The following is a 16,336-nucleotide window of genomic DNA, read 5'->3' as shown; positions in this document are numbered from 1 at the left end:
GCAACGCGTCGGGCAAGGGGGCGGGGACCAGCCGGGGGAACCGGCCGCGAAACCGGCCGGGGAACACGGCCGGGCACCCACCCGGGCCTTCCCCATGGCCGTGGATGAGGGAGAATGAAGGCTCCGCCAGGGTGGGTTGTCCGAGTTGGGGCAGTTTGACGATCGATGGAGGCCGGCGTGGGGCCGGATCCGGATCGCGATGCCAACTCGGCCGGATTGCAGAGGGGTTTCCGTGGGCGACGAGGTCGAGATGGACGGCAAGGAGGGCAGGCTGCTCGCCGGCCGGTACCGGCTCGCCGATGTTCTCGGCCGGGGCGGCATGGGCACCGTCTGGCGGGCCCGCGACGAGGTCCTCGGCCGTACGGTGGCGGTCAAGGAACTGCGCTTCCCCGGCGGGGTCGAGGAGGACGAGAAGCGCCGCCTGATCACCCGCACGCTGCGTGAGGCCAAGGCGATCGCCCGGATCCGCAACAACGGCGCGGTGACGGTCTATGACGTCGTCGACGAGGACGACCGGCCGTGGATCGTGATGGAGCTGGTCGAGGGCCGCTCCCTGGCCGAGCTCGTCCGCGACGACGGCCCGCTCGCCCCGCGCCGCGCCGCCGAGGTGGGCCTGGCGATCCTCGACGTACTGCGCGCCGCGCACAGCGAGGGCATCCTGCACCGCGATGTGAAGCCGTCCAACGTCCTGATGTCCGACGACGGCCGCGTCGTCCTCACCGACTTCGGCATCGCCCAGGTCGAGGGCGACCCCTCCGTGACCTCCACCGGCATGCTCGTCGGCGCGCCCTCGTACATCTCCCCGGAGCGGGCCCGCGGCCACAAGCCCGGCCCGCCCGCCGACATGTGGTCGCTGGGCGGTCTGCTGTACGCCTGCGTCGAGGGCCATCCGCCGTACGACAAGGGCTCGGCGATCGCCACGCTGACGGCGGTGATGACCGAGCCGGTCGAGCCGCCCAAGAGCGCCGGTGCGCTGGAGGACGTCATCTACGGCCTGCTGGTCAAGGACCCGGCCGGCCGGCTCGACGACGCGGGCGCGCGGGCGCTGCTGCTGGAGGTCGTGCACGGCCCCCAGGAGACCGAGCCCGAGCCGCCGGCGGATGCGACGCGGGCGATGGCGCTGCCGACGGTGCCGGGGGAGCGGACGGCCAAGCCCCGGGCGACGAAGCCGAAGGCACCGGCCAAGCAGAGCGCCAAGACCGCGGCGAAGGCCGCGCCGAAGGCCAAGGAGCCGCGCAAGCCGAAGGAGAAGGCCGCGGGAGCGGCCGGGGCCGGGGCCGGGGCCGGAACCGGCGGGAAGGCGGGCGCCGCCGCCAAGCCGGCTGCCGCGGGATCGGGCTCGGCTGCGGGGGCGTCCTCGTCCTCCGGATCGTCCGCTGCCTCGTCCTCGTCCTCGGCATCGGGAGCCGGCGCGGCCGCCGCGTCGGAGAAGTCCGCGGCCCGCCCCGGCAACAAGCCGGCGACCCGTAAGCCCGCCGGATCCGGCCGTACGGACGCATCCGACGCGGCCTCCGCCTCCGCCTCCGGCACGCGCACCGCGGCCGACGACCGTCCCGCGGCCCGCCCCGGTTTCGACGCCGACACCGCCAAGGACCGGGTGCGCGGCGCGCTCCAGTCCGTCCGCAACGCCGCCGCCGCGGCCCGCAGCGAGTCCAGACCCGGCGACGGGGAACGACCCGTTCCGCGTGCCTCGGTGACCGACGTCGTACCGCGCCGCACGCTGATCATCGCCGCCGTGGTCGTCGTTCTGCTGGTCCTCGGCACGATCCTGGCCATCGCGCTCAGCGGAGGCGATACGGCCAACGGCGCCGACGCCGCCAAGAACGGCAAGGCCCGCCACAGCGCCCGCCTGAAGGACGCCAAGGGCACGCCGGATGCGTCCACGGGCGATCCCGGGGACGACCAGTCCGGCCAGTCGGGAGCGCAGTCGCCGGGCCCCGGCGCGGGTGACGGCAAGGGCGGCGACCAGGGCGGCGCCAACGGGGGTGGCAAGGACGGCGGCAAGGGCGGCAAGGCCCTGCCGGCCGGCTTCGCGCCCGTCTCCAACGGCCGTTTCCACTTCACCGCCGCCATGCCCGACGGCTTCACCCAGACCGGCACCGCGGGCGAGGGCTCCGGCGCCATATACAGCTCCGGGGGCGGCTTCCCGCGCATCCAGATCGACTACAACGCCAAGCCGGGCACCGATGCGGCCGCCTCATGGCGCGATCTGGAGCGGACCGTGAGCCGTTCCACCCCCGGCTACCACCTCCTCGGCATCAAGACCGTCCAGTGGCGGGGGTATCCGACCGTCGCGGACTGGTCGTTCACCTACAAGAAGGACGGCCAGACGCTGCGCGTCCTCGACCGAGGCTTCCGGGCCGACGACCAGCACGGCTACGCGATCATGATCACGTGCCGGGCCGACGCCTGGTCGGACAAGGAGTGCCGGCAGCTGCGCGACACGGCCTTCCGGACCTTCGCCGTGAAGGACTGACGCCCGCGCGCAGGCCGGGCGGTGCCGGGCGGTCATGTGCGGATGCGTCATGTGCGGATCCGTCATGTACCGATGCGGCGTGTGCCGATGTGTCCTGTGCCGACGCGGTGCGGGGCGGGTGTCAGTCCCGCCCCGTATCGTGAGACACACCAGAACGGTCCGTACGCATGAACGCCGTACGCCTGAGCGCGCTGTTGGGGAGGCGTCGTGGACGAGTACGCGGGAAGGGTGCTCGCCGAGCGCTACCGCCTGCCGCTGCGGCCCCCGGGTGAGGACGACGTCGTCGAGACCCGCGCCTTCGACACCTACAGCGGGCAGGAGGTGCTGCTGCGTCAGGTGCCGTTGCCGGAGGTCGTGGAGGCGGAGTTCCTCGGCGGTCCCGAGACGCCGGCCGGCACCGTCGGGCCCACGGGGGCGGGCACCGGGGCGGCCGACCGCAGCCCCGGCGATCCCGTCGTACGCCGCGCCCTCGATGCCGCGACCGCGGCCGCGCGGCTGCCCGACCACCCCCTCCTCGACCAGGTCTTCGACGTCTTCGCCCAGGACGGCAGCCTGTGGATCGTCGGCGAACTCATCCGCGCCCGCCCGCTGTCCGCGCTGCTCGTCGAAGGCCCGCTGAGCCCGCACCGCGCCGCGGAGATCGCCGCCGACGTCCTCACCGCCCTGCGCGCCCTGCACGCCCACGGCTGGCTCCACCGCAACATCACCGCCCGTACGGTCCTGGTCTGCGACGACGGGCGGGCCGTCCTGACGGGCCTGGCGGTGGGCGCGGCCCAGGAGGCGCTGTGCGGCTACGACGTCATCCCGGGCGATGACACATCCGAGGCCCTCGCCGCGGCGCACCCCGAACCCGCCGACCTGCCCGCGCCGCGCCGCGCGCCGCACGGGGAGAACGGCCTTGAAGCCGAGCCGGGGGACGGGCCCGGTGCCGACCTTGGGGGCGAGCCCGGCGTGCGGCTCACCAAGACCGCGCCCACGGGGCTGGCCGCCGAGCGCGCGGGGCAGACGCGACTCCAGATCGTCGGCCCGGTCACGGAACGGTGGGCGCCAGAGCAGACGGGGTGGATCGATGGGCGCGAGTGGTCCGAGGGCGAGTGGACCGAGGGCGAGTGGCCCGAGGCGGAGGAACCGGAACCCGAGGCCGGGGAGCCGCTGACGGACCTCCCCCGGCCGCGCGTCCCGGACTCCCCCCTTCCGGACCCCCATCCGGTCGGCCCTCAACTCGCCGACACGTCAGACCAGTTGGGCCCCGCCGCCCCCGGTTCGGCCACCCCCGGCCCCGCCCCCGCCACCGACCTCTGGGCGGTCGGCGCCCTCCTCTTCCGTTCCGTGCAGGGCCACGCCCCCTTCCCCGAGGAGAGTGCCGCCGAGCTGGCCCGGCTGGTCCGTTCGCAGCCCCCCGCCCCCGCCCCCGCCGACGTCTGCGGTGAGGACCTGCCGCCGCTGATCGCCGCGCTCCTCCGCCGGGACCCCGCCCGGCGCCCCGGTATCGAGGAGCTGCGCGACCGGCTGCGCGCGCTGATCCGTATGGCACCGGAGCCGGAGGTCGGCCGCAGCCTGGTCACCGTTCCGGCGCTGGAGCAGGGCGGCGACCCGCGGCGGCTGCCGATCGTGCGGCGCCGCGGCGAGCTGGTCCGCCGGGGCCGGCGCAAGAAGGACCGCCTCCGCCAGGAGCAGCAGCCGCGGCGGCCGCAGACGGGGCGGCCCGCCGCGCCGCCGCAGGCCGCCCCCGTACCCCGCCCGCGTCCGCCCCGCGCCACGAAGCCGCCGAAACCGCCGAAGCCGCTTCGCCGGCAGGCGATGGCCAAGCCGCCGCGATCTGCCCGGAGTTCGGGGCAGTCGTCGTTGCGGGGCGATCTCTCCGAGGACCAGCAGCTGCTCGTCCAGGTGGGCCTGGAGACGTCCGCCCGGCAGTCGCGGTCGGCCTGGGACGAGGACGACGCCCGGCCCCCGGGTGGCCGCGGCCCGCGCCATCTCGGCCGCCTGCTGCTCGCCCTGGTCATGGTCCTGCTGGTGGGTGCCGTCGCCTTCGTCATGGTCTTCCTGCCCAAGTCCGGCGAGGAGGCCCAGGGCGGGCCGGGCGGTTCGCAGGGTACGGGCGTCTCCGGCGCGGCATCCGGCGGCACCCAGGCCCCCACCGACGGCCAGGGCACCAGCCAGGGGCAGGACCAGGGCCAGGACGGCGGTCCGGGCGGCACCCAGGCCCCCCGGCCCACCCCGCCCGTCGCCCCGGGCTACACGCTCCGCAACGACCCCGAGGGCTTCCAGGTGGCGGTCCGCCAGGGCGCGCAGCGCCGCGCCAAGAACGCCCAGGGCCAGGTCCGTTACCTCGACGGCGACTACGAGCTGCTGATCGTGCCGGGCCGCGACACCACCGCCCACTTCGGTGCGGATCCCATGGCCTACCAGCTCGACAAGGAGGGCGAGCTGGCCCCGTCCCGCGCCTCGGGCTGGTCCTCGTCCTCCGGTCTGCGCCGGGTCGACGTCGGCAAGACGGCCATGGCCGAAGGCACCTTCACCTGGAGCGACTCCAGCGGCCGCAAGGTCTACGTCCGCAACCTCGCCATGATCCACAACGGCCGCTACCACCTGGTCCTGGTCATCGGCCCCGACACCGACCGCCGCGAGGTGGACCGCCGCTACGAACAGGCGACGAGCACCTACGACCCGAGGTGAGGCGCGCACCATGGGGGGGCGTGCGATCCCCGGACGACCCGCGCATCCCGGGCGTCCCGCGCATCCCAGGCATCCCGCGCACCCCGGGTGCCCCATGGGATGACACGATGCCGGTATGACGAGAGAAGCCGGGAACACCGCGCAGGACCGCCCGCGGACGGCCGTCGGCTCCACCCCCTGGCGGCCCTCGGCCCCGGTGCACGGCGAGCTGCTGGCGGCGAAGACCTCGGTGTACGACCCGGCCGGGCTGGACTGCTCGCAGCCGGTGCCCGAGGCGGAGAGCGCCGAGTACGGGGCGCACTCCTTCACCGTGGACGGGCGTGCGGTCCGGTTCCGGGTGGCGAAGACCACGCCGACGAAGACCGGCCAGTTCGTCACGGTGTGGAAGCGCCGCGACGGCGGGCCGATCGAGCCGTACGGCATCGAGGACCCCGTCGACCTGTTCGTCATCAGCACGCGCGAGGGGGAGCACTTCGGACAGTTCGTCTTCCCGTGCGAGGTGCTGGCCGCCCGGGACATCGTCTCGCGCAACGGCTCCGGCGGTAAGCGGGGCTTTCGCGTCTACCCGCCGTGGGCGGTGACCACGAGCCGTCAGGCCCGCGCCACACAGAAGTGGCAGATCGAGCACTTCCTGCCGGTCCCCGTCCCCGGCCCGGCCGACCCCGCCCACGCGCGACGGCTCTACCAGGCCTAGCCCGGGGGCGCCCGGACCGTACCCGGCCCGAGCGCTACCGGATTCATTCGCAGTGCGCCGGGCTTCAGCCCGGTGGTGAAGCGAATCTTTAGCCTGCTCTGACCTCAGCCGCGGGCCCGGATCTGCACTGTTGACCGGCGCTTACGACGACGGTCATGCCGGGCGGTTCTGCTGCTCTATGTACTGCTTAACGGTCGACAGCGGTGCGCCGCCGACTGACCCGGCGAAGCATGAGCCTGACCAGAGCCGCTTGGCCCTCCAATAGTGCCGCTCGAGCTCTGGATACTCCTGCCGCAAACGGCGCGAGGAGACGCCCTTGAGGGAGTTGACCAGCTTCGACAGGGCGACCTTCGGCGGGAAGCTCACCAGCAGGTGCACGTGGTTAGCCTCGCCGTTGAACTCCTTCAGTTCAACCTCGAAGTCTTCGCAGACCGCCCGCATGATCTGTCCGCACCGTGTCAGGTGCCGGTCGGCGAACACCTTGTGACGGTACTTCGTCACGAAAACCAAGTGCGCGTGCAGCATGAACACGCAATGCCGACCAGTTCTGATCGTTCCATACTCAGCCATAAACCACGTATGTATGGTGATCGTCATGAAGCTCGGGTATCAGTTCCGGCTGTACCCGAGCGCGCCGCAACGGGGCATGTTGGCGAAGGCGTTCGGGTGCGCCCGCGTCGTCTGGAACGACGCGTTGCGTGCCCGTCAGGACGCCTACAGGCAGGGGACCAAGCGCCCGGCTGCGGCGGAATTGTCGAAGCGGTTCATTACCGACGCCAAGAAGACCGAGGACCGGCACTGGCTGGACGACGCTTCGGCGGTGGTGCTCCAGCAGTCCCTGCGGGATCTGGAGACCGCCTACAGCAACTTCTTCGCCTCGAAGAACGGCACTCGCAAGGGGCCGAAGATGGGGCCGCCGAAGTTCAAGAAGAAGACCAGCCGCCAGTCCATCCGCTTCACCGCCAACGCGCGTTTCTCCGTCACCGAGGACGGCAAGCTGCGGTTGCCGAAGATCGGCGATGTCAAGGTCCGCTGGTCCCGCATCCTGCCGTCCGCCCCGTCGAGTGTGACGGTTATCAAGGACGCGGCCGGAAGGTACTTTGCCTCCTTCGTGGTGGAGACGGAAGGCAAGCCGCTGCCCGAGCTGGACTGGGATGACACCGACACCGGTATCGACCTCGGTCTCGGCTCGTACGCGGTGCTGCGGGGCCGGAAGATCGCCTCTCCGAAGTTCTTCCGTCGGCAGGAGAAGAAGCTGCGCCGGGCGCAGCGGAAGCTGTCCCGCGCGCAGAAGGGATCGAACAACCGGCGCAAGGCCAAGCTGGCCGTGGCCAAGGTCCATGCCCGCATCGCCGACCGGCGACGCAACTTCATCGAGCAGGAAACCACCCAGATCACGCGTGAGAGCCAAACCGTGTACCTGGAAGACCTGAACGTGAAGGGCATGGCCACCGGCAAGCGAGCCAAGAGTGTCCACGACCAGTCGTTGGGCATGTTCGCCCGCACCCTGGAAGCCAAATGCGCACGGTACGGGCGCGGCTTCGCCCAGGTGTCCCGCTGGTTCCCCTCCACCCAGCTCTGCTCTGCCTGCGGCAGCGTCGAAGGGCCGAAGGGACTGGAAGGACTCAAGATCCGGTCGTGGACGTGCTCCTGCGGAGCCGTCCACGACCGGGACGAGAACGCCGAACTCAACATCCGCCGTGAAGGACGGCGCATCGTGGCCGAGGGACGCCCGGACACGTAAAACGCCTTGTGGAGCCCGTGTAAGACCCGGCACGCCGGGCGATGGGTGATGAAGCAGGAACCACTACGCACGTGCTGGAAACAGCGGCGGCACGGTGGGAATCTCCCCCGTTCACGGGGAGAGCGTCAACGGCTCAACTCCCGCTCCAGCGGCGTCCGGAAGCGGGGCGTGACCCGTATGTCCCGTACCCACCCCGCCAGCCGCGCCGCCTCGGACTCCACCGCCGCCGCGGCCTCGCGTCCGCCCTCGTCCGACAGCAGCCGCCAGGCGATCTCGCCGTCCGGGCGCTGGGCCCAGCCGCCGATGATCCGGCCGTTCCACCACACCGTGGGGCCGATGTTGCCGCTGCGGTCGAAGAGACGGGGGACATGGCCGGGGTCGAGGTACCAGTCGCGGGACTTCCAGCCCATGGCCGTCGGGTCGAGGGCGGGCAGCAGGGCGGCCCAGGGGGCGGGCGCGGTGACGGGGGCGATGTCGTCGGGGAGGGCCAGCCCGGGGCCGCCGTCCTCCAGGGTCACCTCGACGGCATCGGTGGCGGCCACCGCCCGCCGGGTGTCGGTCAGCGTCCAGCCCGTCCACCACTTGAGGTCCTCGACGGTCGCCGGTCCGTACGCGGCGAGCCAGCGGCGGGCGAGTGCGGCGCGGGCCTCGGCGGGGGGCGGCGCGGGCAGTTCGGCGAACGGAGTGCCGGGGGTCCAGCGGAAGGAACTGCTGGTCCAGCCCCCGCGCGGCCGCCCCCGCCGGATCTTCCCCTCGGCCGCCAGCACCCGCAGGATCCGGCTGGAGACGGCGACCGTGGCCTCGTACGGTTTGCCGGGGGACTGCACGATGGTGTCGCGCAGATCGGGCACGTCGACGGCGAGGTCCGCCGCGGTCGCCTGCCCCCGGGCGGCCAGGGCGGCGAGCGTCCTCGCCTCCACCTCCGCCAGCCGCCGCTCGTCCCAGTCGGCCAGGCCACCGGTGACCCACCGCGTCATATCGCGCCGCTCCTTGGCGGCGATGGCCCCCGCCGTGGACGAGGCCACCACCGGCGCGAACGCGGCACCGACCGCGAAGAGCGTACGGCGCATGCACAGCAGACGCACCAGCGAATGGTCGTCGTAGAGCGCCCGCTCGACCTCCCCGGGCTCCGGCTCGACCAGCCGCGCACAGGCCGCCAGATGCACCGTGGCCGCATCGGTCGCATGCAGCCCGACGACCGCCTCGGCAACGTCTTCGGCCCGGGGCACTCGGCACCCGGGCGCCAGCAGATGCCGCCGCCCCAGGCGGGCCCGGCGGCCGGCGGCATCGATACGGGTCGGTGACGCGGTCGCGGAGGCGGGCCGGGGGCGGGGTTGGCTCATGGGACGACCGTACGGGGACGGTAGGACGGGCGCTGTCCTACACGCTGAGTCCGCCCTACACGCTGAGCCCGTCCTGCACGCCGAGTCCGTCCGCACCGCCCCCGAACCGCTCCCGCAGCTCCCCCTTCAGCACCTTCCCCAGCGTCGCCCCGCGTGGCAGCGCCTCCACCACCTCCAGCCGTTCGGGCAGCTTATGTGGTGCCAGCCCCTGCGCACGCAGATACGCGACGGCCGCCGGAAGGCTCAACTCCCCTGCCCCCGAGGGCTGTTCGACGACCGCGCAGACCAGCTCGCCCCGCTCCCGGTCCGGCAGGCCGATGACGGCGGCGTCGGCCACGTCCGGGTGGCCGTGGAGGAGGGACTCGATCTCCTGGGCGGAGATGTTCTCTCCCTTGCGGATGATGATGTCCTTGAGGCGGCCGGTGACGACGAGGTGACCGGTGGGGGTGAGGTGGCCGAGGTCGCCGGTGGGGAGGAAGCCGTCCGCGTCGAAGGGGGACGGCTCGTCCAGATAGCCGCGGCAGACCGCCGGGCCGCGGACCTGTATCTCGCCGGTCCCGGGCGCGATACGGACGTCCATCTCGGCGGGCGGCCGCCCGGCGGTCGTGGCGAGGCGCTCGGGGGCGTCGTACGGGTCGCCCATGGTGACCATCGGGGCCTCGGTGAGCGCGTAGCCGTGGGCCAGGCGGCAGCCGAGCTCCGCGACGGCCTCCCGGTGGAGCGAGGGCGCCAGCGGGGCGCCGCCGCCCGCCAACAGCCGCAAGGAGGGCAGGAGTCGACGGCCGGGCGGCAGCTTGCGTCGTTCGGTGAGGAAGCGGGAGTAGAAGGCGGTCGACCCGCCGGCGAGGGTGACGCCGTGGCGGCGGTACGTGGTCAGCGCGCCGGGGAGCGCGAAGTGCTCGATGAGGACGGCGGGGATGCCGTGCCGCAGCAGCATGACGGTGTAGTCGGGGCCGGCGACATGGGCGTACGGGAAGGCCATCGAGCCGATGTCGGACGGGGCGATACGCAGCGCGTCGCCCAGGTAGCGGCCGGCCGCCAGGAGGCTGCGGTCGGTGTGCAGGACGCCTTTGGGGCCCGCGGTGGTGCCGGACGTCCAGTAGATCCAGCGGACCGCGTCCCCGTCGACGGGCGGGGCGGGCAGGACGGACGGGTCGGCGTCGGGGAGGGTGCCGTACGCATCGAGGACGGTGAGCGGGCCGGGCAGCCCGGCGGCCAGACGGCGGGCCATCGCGCCGTGGTCGAAGCCCCGCCACGTGCCGGGGACGGCGAAGAAGGCGGCGCGGGTGCGGCGCAGCACCTGGCCGACCTCGTGGTCGCGGTAGAGCGGGATGACGGGGCTCTGGACCGCGCCGATCCGCGCCAGGGCCAGGCTGAAGAGCACGGTTTCGATGCGGGTCGGCAGCTGCCAGACGACCCGGCTGTCCGGCCGTACGCCCAGCTCGTACAGCCCGGCCGCGACCCGCTCCGCCCGCCGCCGCAGCGCCCCGAAGGTGATCCGCCGCTCGTCCCGCGCGGACTCGGCGCCCTGGATGAGCGCGGGGGCGTCGGGGGCATGCGCGGCGCGCCGGGCGACCAGGTCCCAGAGGGTGGCGGTATCGGGCATGGGGGACCTCCTCGCCAAAACTGACGATGTATCAGCTTCGACCGGGAGGTTAGAGGTCGGCGCCTTGTCGGTCCAGAGGGGCGAGGCTAGCCTGATGCTGAATTCTGACGATCCATCAGATTCATGAGTCCCCTACATGTGGCTCCGTTCCGGCCGATACGGGGCACCAGGAGGGCGGTGCGGGCATGGACCTCACGTACACCGAGGAAGAGGAAGCCTTCCGGGCGCGGCTGCGCGCATGGCTCGCCAAGGTGCTGCCGACGCTCCCCGCCAGGCCCGCCGCGGCCGACTGGCCCGGTCGGCGGGCGTACGACGCGGCCTGGCAGCGGATGCTGTACGACGCCGGGTACGCGGGGCTGCACTGGCCCCGGGACGCCGGCGGGCAGGGCGCCACGCCCACCCAGCACCTGATCTTCCTGGAGGAGACGGAGCTGGCCGGCGCCCCCTACGTGGGGGCGAACTTCGTGGGGCTGCTGCACGCCGGCCCCACCATCGCCGTCGAGGGCGGCTCCGAGCAACGCGCCCGCTGGCTGCCGCCGATCCTGCGCGGCGACGCGATCTGGTGCCAGGGCTTCAGCGAACCGGACGCCGGGTCCGACCTGGCGGCGCTGCGGACGAAGGCGGTACGGGACGGGGATGCGTACGTCGTCACCGGCTCGAAGATCTGGACCTCGCACGCCGAGGTCGCCGACTGGTGCGAGCTGCTGGTCCGCACCGATCCGGCGGCGCCGCGGCATCGCGGGATCAGCTGGCTCGCGATGCCGATGGACGCGCCGGGGGTCACCGTGCGGCCGCTGCGCACCCTGGCCGGTTCGACGGAGTTCGCCGAGCTGTTCCTCGACGAGGTGCGGGTGCCGGTGGGCAACCGGGTCGGGGCGGAGAACGACGGCTGGCGGGTGACGATGGTGACCCTGTCCTTCGAGCGCGGCACCGCCTTCGTCGGCGAGGTGGTGGCCTGCCGCCGGGTGCTCGGCGCGCTGGCCCGTACGGCGCGGGCGAACGGCCGCTGGGACGATGCGGTGCTACGGCGCAGACTCGGGCGGCTGAGCGCGGAGTTCACGGCGCTGTGGCGGCTGACCCAGTGGAACGTGAGCGCGGCACGGCAGCCTGGCGGCGGCGTGCCGGGGGCCGGCGGTTCCGTCTTCAAGCTGCGCTATTCGCACGCCCGGCAGGAGCTGTACGACGCGGCGGCGGAGGTGCTGGGAGCCGGAGCGCTGGATGCGGACCAGGAGTGGGTGGCCGACCGGCTGTCGTCCCTCTCGTACACCATCGCCGCGGGCACCTCGCAGATCCAGCGGAATATCGTCGCCGAGCGCATCCTCGGCCTGCCGAAGGGGCGGTGAGCGGCCGGTGGACTTCCAACTCGGCCCGGAGCAGCGGGCGTTGCGTGACGGGATGCGGGAGCTGCTGGCCGGGCGGTTCGGGCGGGAGCGGCTGCGGGCGGCGGTCGAGGCGCCCGCGCTGGACCGGGCGCTGTGGCGTGAACTGGCCGAGGCGGGGTTCTTCGCGCTGCGGCTGCCGGAGGCGGACGGCGGGGTGGGCCTGGGCCTGCCGGAGGCCGTCCTGCTCATGGAGGAGACCGGCCGGGCCCTGCTGCCGGGCCCCCTGGTCGCCTGCCAGCTCCTGGCCGGAGCGGTGGACGGCGTTGCGACGGGGGAGCGGATCGTGGCGTTGGCGGAGACGGCGGTCGGCCCGGAGCCGGGTGCGGGGTCGGGCCTGCCGCCGGGCGCGGGGGCCGGACCGTACCCCGGTGCCGCCGGGGACGGCCCCCTCTGGGAACACCCGGCCGACTGCGACGCGTTGATCACGCTGGGGGACGCCGAGGGGGCGGATCCGGTGGACCAGGGGCGCGCGGCCGGGGCGTATCGAAGTGCGGCCACCGATGTGCTCTGCGCCCCGTTTGCTTCAGTTGACCCGCTGACCCCGCTGGCCCGCATAACGGGCATAGTACGCAAAACTCCACTGCCTCTCGATGTGCCCCGGCTGCGCCGGGAGGCGGCTCTGCTCACCGCCGCACAGCAACTGGGCAGCGCGGCCCGCACGGTCGAGACGGCGGTCGCCTACGCCCGTGAACGCGAGCAGTTCGGAGCCCCCATCGGCTCCTTCCAGGCGGTCAAGCATCTGTGCGCGCAGATGCTCGTACGAGCCGAAATCGCCCGAAGTGCGGTGTATGCGGCGTCGGTCACGGAGGGTGTTCTCGACGTGACGGCCGCCAAATTGCTCGCCGACGAGGCTGCGGTGCGTAATGCCCGGGACTGCCTGCAGGTTCATGGCGGGATGGGGTTCACATGGGAGTCCGATGTGCATCTGCACCTCAAACGCGCCTGGCTGCGCGCCGCGCGCTGGGGCGGCGTCGCGGCGGCGGAGGAAGCGCTGGCGGCGGGCCTGATCGCCTGACGGGTGGCGGGCCCGCGGGGTGGCTCGTGGGCGGCTATGCCGGAATTCGGCGCCCTCTGTGTGAAATGTCGGATACCGCACGCACAAGCGGTAACGGAGGGTCGATATCGGGTTGTGTCCTAGGCGTGACTCGTCACAGGCGGGAGTCGGCGTTCCGCTCGGGTACGCTCCGTTGGATGCGAGTGGTTTGGTGGCGCAACGTTCGCGGAGCCGTCGGAATGACGGATCCGGGGTACGGACTGCGCGCCGCTCGCCTCGGGCGGGGGCCCGAGAACCCCCCTTGTTCGACTCCCCGCAAAGTGCGTCGCACAGTATGCAGCACGCATACTCCCTTGCGCTGGAATATGCCCGAAGCGCTTGTTGGGGTGACTGAACGTCAACCATGCTGTGCCTCACCGGGGTCACGCACCGTGATCCTGTGGAGGCGCGAGGCGATGTTTCCGCCGGTTCGGATGGTGTGAGCGGTGCAGGTGCTTCAGGTGCAGTTGGAGGTACGGCCCGACCCCGCAGAGGTGGGGCGGGCCAGGCGATGGGCCCGGTCGCGGCTGATGGGGTCCGGTATAGGGGCCGACGAGCCGCTGGCGGAGACGCTGATCTTGCTGATCTCCGAACTCGTCACCAATGCCGTGGTGCACACCGGCTCGTCCGCCAAGCTCCGGATGTGCTTCACGGGCTCGGGCGCGGTGGTGGGGACCGTACGGGTCGAAGTGGTGGACGCCAGTGCCCGCCCGCCGCGCCAGCGGCACGCGGACGGCGACGACACCAACGGCCGCGGCCTGGAACTGGTCGACGGCCTGGCGGACCGCTGGGGCTGGCAGCAGGAAGGCGCCGGCAAGCGGATCTGGTGCGAGGTGGACCGCGGCCAGTCGCTGCTGATGGCGACGGGGGGCGAGCTGGGGGCCTCGTACGAAACCCACTGCGCCTTGCCGCACCGGGCGTAGTCGCCGCCGGTTGGCGCGCACGCGCCACGGTGAGCTGCACGAGGGTCACCGACTGCCCATGACGCCCGCGTGAGCCGTGTCCGCACGAGCCGCGCCCCAGTGAATCGCGCCCGCGTGAATCGTGTGCCATCGAGTCGCGCCCGCATGAATCGCGCCCACGGAAACCGCGCCTCAGCGAACCGCGCCCCGGGAGTCGAACCCCGGTGAACCGCGCATCAGTAAATCGGATCCGAGTAAATCGGGCGCAACGCAAATAGTCCAGACCAGGTGTTGACGTGGCGTGCCGGGTTGATCACCCTTGGGTGGAGCGATTCGCCGCGAGGGGACGCCGAGGTCTTGGGGGGAGCCGGACAGCCGGTCCGGGGCCTTGGCGAGTGCGGGTCGCGACTCGGAGTCGGGTGGCGGTCCGCGGTGCCGCGCTCGGGGCGCGCATGGGCGCACCGCCACCTGGCCGGAGATCGGGGCTCCGGCAAGTCCCGGCAGGGCCTCAGAGGATCGCCACGGGCGCCACGGGCGCACCGGAGGCGCCGACGAACGGCTCGGCCATCGCCGACAGCAGGAAGCTGAAGCGGCCCGCCGCCGCGCAGGACTCGCTCAGCTCCTCCAGATTCCAGTTCTGTCCCTGGAGCATGCCCATCTCCACCAGATCGAGGGCGTGTACGGGCAGCCAGAGGTTCTCGATCTCCGGCGGGAAGATCTCAAACGTGAGGGTGTCATTGGCGACGGCGGCCACATCGCGGGCGTGGAACCACTCCGGGGTGCGGACCGACAGCCCGGGGGAGGGGAAGGCGTACGCCTCCCGGTCGCCCGCGAGGTAGTGCCGGATCTGGCCCGTACGGATCAGCACGATGTCGCCGGAGCGGACCGTCGTCCGGGCCAACTCCTCGGCGGCGTCGAGATCTTCGGGTGTGACGGCGTGCCCGCCCGGTAGCCGGTCGGTGCCGTGGACGCGGGCGATGTCCAGGAGGACGCCGCGGGAGACGATCGGCGGGGCCTTTTCGAGGCCGAGGAGCGTGGCTCCGGCGTGCGCGGTGATGCTGTCGGCGGGGCGGTCGTTGTAGAGCCGCCCGGAGTGCGAGACATGGGTCAGGCCGTCCCAGTGGGTGGCGGCCTGGAGGCCCATGGTGACCGCGTCGTCGGAGGTGGCGACCGTATGGGGGCCGAAGAGCTCCTGGTTGATCGCGGTCATGGTGTGCAGCGGGTTGACCCGGCCGGGGATCAGGCCGGTCTGGACGCCGTCGTGCCGGAGGGGGAGGGCGAGGGGGATGCGGCGGCCGGTGCGGATGCCGGCGGCGGCCGCGCGTATCACCTCGTCGGTGATCAGGTTGAGGGTGCCGATCTCGTCGTCGGTGCCCCAGCGGCCCCAGTTGTTGACGCGTCGGGCGAGGTCCTGGAACTCCTGCGGCAGGGGCATGACGGACTCCTCGGGACGGCCGGTCCGGTGCGGGCCGGGACCGGCGTTCGTACGCGGGGTCTTGTGTTCGTACCGCGTCTGCTCAAAAATCTAACGATCCGTCAGAAAGTCGGAAGGGGCGCGGCATGGGGAACTTCTTGGCCGGCAAGGTGGTCGCCGTCACGGGCGCCGGGCGCGGCATCGGGCGGGCGGTGGCGCTGGCCTGCGCGGCGGAGGGCGCGAAGGTCGTCGTCAACGACTACGGGGTCGCCATCGACGGCGCCGCGCCGAGCAGCGAGGTCGCCGAGGCGGTGGTGAAGGAGATCGAGGCGGCGGGCGGGGTGGCCACCGCGGTCGCCGACGATGTCTCCACCATGGCCGGCGGGCAGCGGATCGTGGACACCGCGCTGGCGCAGTACGGGCGGATCGACGGGGTCGTCTGCGTGGCCGGAATTCTGCGCGAGCGGATGCTCTTCAATATGTCCGAAGAGGAATGGGACCCGGTCGTCGGCACCCATCTCAAGGGGACGTTCACCGTTTTCCGGGCGGCGGCCGCCGTGATGCGCCGCCAGGGAACGGGCACGCTGGTGGGGTTCACCAGCGGAAATCACCAGGGGTCGGTGGCGCAGGCGAATTATGCGTCGGCGAAGGGCGGCATCATTTCGCTGGTCCGCAGTGCGGCGCTGGGGCTGCACAAATACGGCGTGACCGCCAACGCCGTGGCGCCGGTGGCGCGGACGCGGATGTCGGCGAATGTGCCGATGGAACTCAAGGAGATCGGCGAACCGGAGGATGTGGCGGCCTTCGTGGTGTATCTGCTGAGCGAACGTGCCCGCGATATCACCGGGCAGGTCTATACGGTCGCCGGGCCGAAGATCGCCGTATGGGCGCAGCCGCGAGAACTGCGGTCGGCCTATTCCGAGGGCGGCTGGACGCCGGAAAAGGTGGCCGAGGTGGTGCCGGGGACGGTGGGCAGCGATCCCATGCCCCTGCTGGCGCAGCTGTCGGCCATGGCCGAGGCGGCGCGGGACGGGGCGCGGCCCAATCGGTAGAAGTCCCGGGCGTG

At 72.6% G+C, this 16,336-nt stretch carries 12 protein-coding genes and 1 pseudogene; 8 read left to right on the top strand and 5 right to left on the bottom strand.

The window, feature by feature from the left end; genetic code table 11:
* Positions 1-250 precede the first annotated feature (250 nt).
* From B1H19_RS18225 to B1H19_RS18215, 3 genes are all read left to right on the top strand, one after another.
* Positions 251-2,476 carry a serine/threonine-protein kinase gene (locus B1H19_RS18225; RefSeq protein WP_083109726.1) on the top strand — a complete coding sequence of 742 codons (2,226 nt, stop codon included), beginning with the start codon at positions 251-253 and terminating at the stop codon, positions 2,474-2,476.
* Positions 2,477-2,683: 207 nt separating this feature from the next.
* On the top strand, positions 2,684-5,152 hold the full coding sequence (locus B1H19_RS18220; protein ID WP_083105744.1) for a protein kinase: 2,469 nt from the start codon (positions 2,684-2,686) through the stop codon (positions 5,150-5,152).
* Positions 5,153-5,267: 115 nt separating this feature from the next.
* Complete coding sequence (locus B1H19_RS18215; protein WP_083105743.1) at positions 5,268-5,846, top strand: MepB family protein; 579 nt, start codon at positions 5,268-5,270, stop codon at positions 5,844-5,846.
* Positions 5,847-5,999: 153 nt separating this feature from the next.
* On the opposite strand, the gene tnpA is transcribed toward B1H19_RS18215, so the two are convergent.
* Complete coding sequence (gene tnpA, locus B1H19_RS18210) at positions 6,000-6,416, bottom strand: IS200/IS605 family transposase (protein WP_083105742.1); 417 nt, start codon at positions 6,414-6,416, stop codon at positions 6,000-6,002.
* Between the two features lie 13 nt (positions 6,417-6,429).
* Between tnpA and B1H19_RS18205 the strand changes: the two genes are divergently transcribed.
* A complete protein-coding gene (locus tag B1H19_RS18205) occupies positions 6,430-7,590 on the top strand; it encodes an RNA-guided endonuclease InsQ/TnpB family protein (RefSeq protein ID WP_083105741.1) in 1,161 nt (386 codons plus the stop codon).
* 125 nt (positions 7,591-7,715) lie between these two features.
* On the opposite strand, the gene B1H19_RS18200 is transcribed toward B1H19_RS18205, so the two are convergent.
* Entirely contained in the window at positions 7,716-8,933 is a 1,218-nt protein-coding gene (locus B1H19_RS18200) for a winged helix DNA-binding domain-containing protein (RefSeq protein ID WP_083105740.1), read from the bottom strand.
* Positions 8,934-8,988: 55 nt separating this feature from the next.
* Positions 8,989-10,539, bottom strand: coding sequence for an AMP-binding protein (locus B1H19_RS18195; RefSeq protein ID WP_083105739.1), 1,551 nt, complete (start codon positions 10,537-10,539; stop codon positions 8,989-8,991).
* Positions 10,540-10,724: 185 nt separating this feature from the next.
* On the opposite strand from B1H19_RS18195, the gene B1H19_RS18190 reads away from it, so the two are divergent.
* The 3 genes from B1H19_RS18190 to B1H19_RS18180 all read left to right on the top strand — a co-directional run bounded on the left by B1H19_RS18190 (position 10,725) and on the right by B1H19_RS18180 (position 13,877).
* Positions 10,725-11,882 carry an acyl-CoA dehydrogenase family protein gene (locus tag B1H19_RS18190; RefSeq protein ID WP_083105738.1) on the top strand — a complete coding sequence of 386 codons (1,158 nt, stop codon included), beginning with the start codon at positions 10,725-10,727 and terminating at the stop codon, positions 11,880-11,882.
* A gap of 7 nt (positions 11,883-11,889) precedes the next feature.
* Positions 11,890-12,936, top strand: a complete 1,047-nt coding sequence (locus B1H19_RS18185; RefSeq protein ID WP_083105737.1) for an acyl-CoA dehydrogenase family protein — start codon at positions 11,890-11,892, stop codon at positions 12,934-12,936.
* Between the two features lie 464 nt (positions 12,937-13,400).
* The gene (locus B1H19_RS18180; protein ID WP_083105736.1) at positions 13,401-13,877 is read left to right on the top strand and encodes an ATP-binding protein; all 477 of its coding nucleotides are present in this window, start codon (positions 13,401-13,403) and stop codon (positions 13,875-13,877) included.
* Positions 13,878-13,951: 74 nt separating this feature from the next.
* Here B1H19_RS18180 and B1H19_RS40825 read toward each other — a convergent pair.
* Positions 13,952-14,023 (bottom strand): annotated as a pseudogene (locus tag B1H19_RS40825) (pentapeptide repeat-containing protein); the annotation flags it as partial.
* 341 nt (positions 14,024-14,364) lie between these two features.
* Positions 14,365-15,291, bottom strand: coding sequence for a cyclase family protein (locus B1H19_RS18170; protein WP_083105735.1), 927 nt, complete (start codon positions 15,289-15,291; stop codon positions 14,365-14,367).
* A 125-nt stretch (positions 15,292-15,416) separates the two neighbouring features.
* Between B1H19_RS18170 and B1H19_RS18165 the strand changes: the two genes are divergently transcribed.
* On the top strand, positions 15,417-16,322 hold the full coding sequence (locus tag B1H19_RS18165; RefSeq protein WP_083105734.1) for an SDR family oxidoreductase: 906 nt from the start codon (positions 15,417-15,419) through the stop codon (positions 16,320-16,322).
* Positions 16,323-16,336 lie beyond the last annotated feature (14 nt).

The organism is Streptomyces gilvosporeus (assembly GCF_002082195.1).
Lineage (GTDB): Bacteria > Actinomycetota > Actinomycetes > Streptomycetales > Streptomycetaceae > Streptomyces > Streptomyces gilvosporeus.
This window is presented reverse-complemented; position numbering and strand designations above follow the sequence as displayed.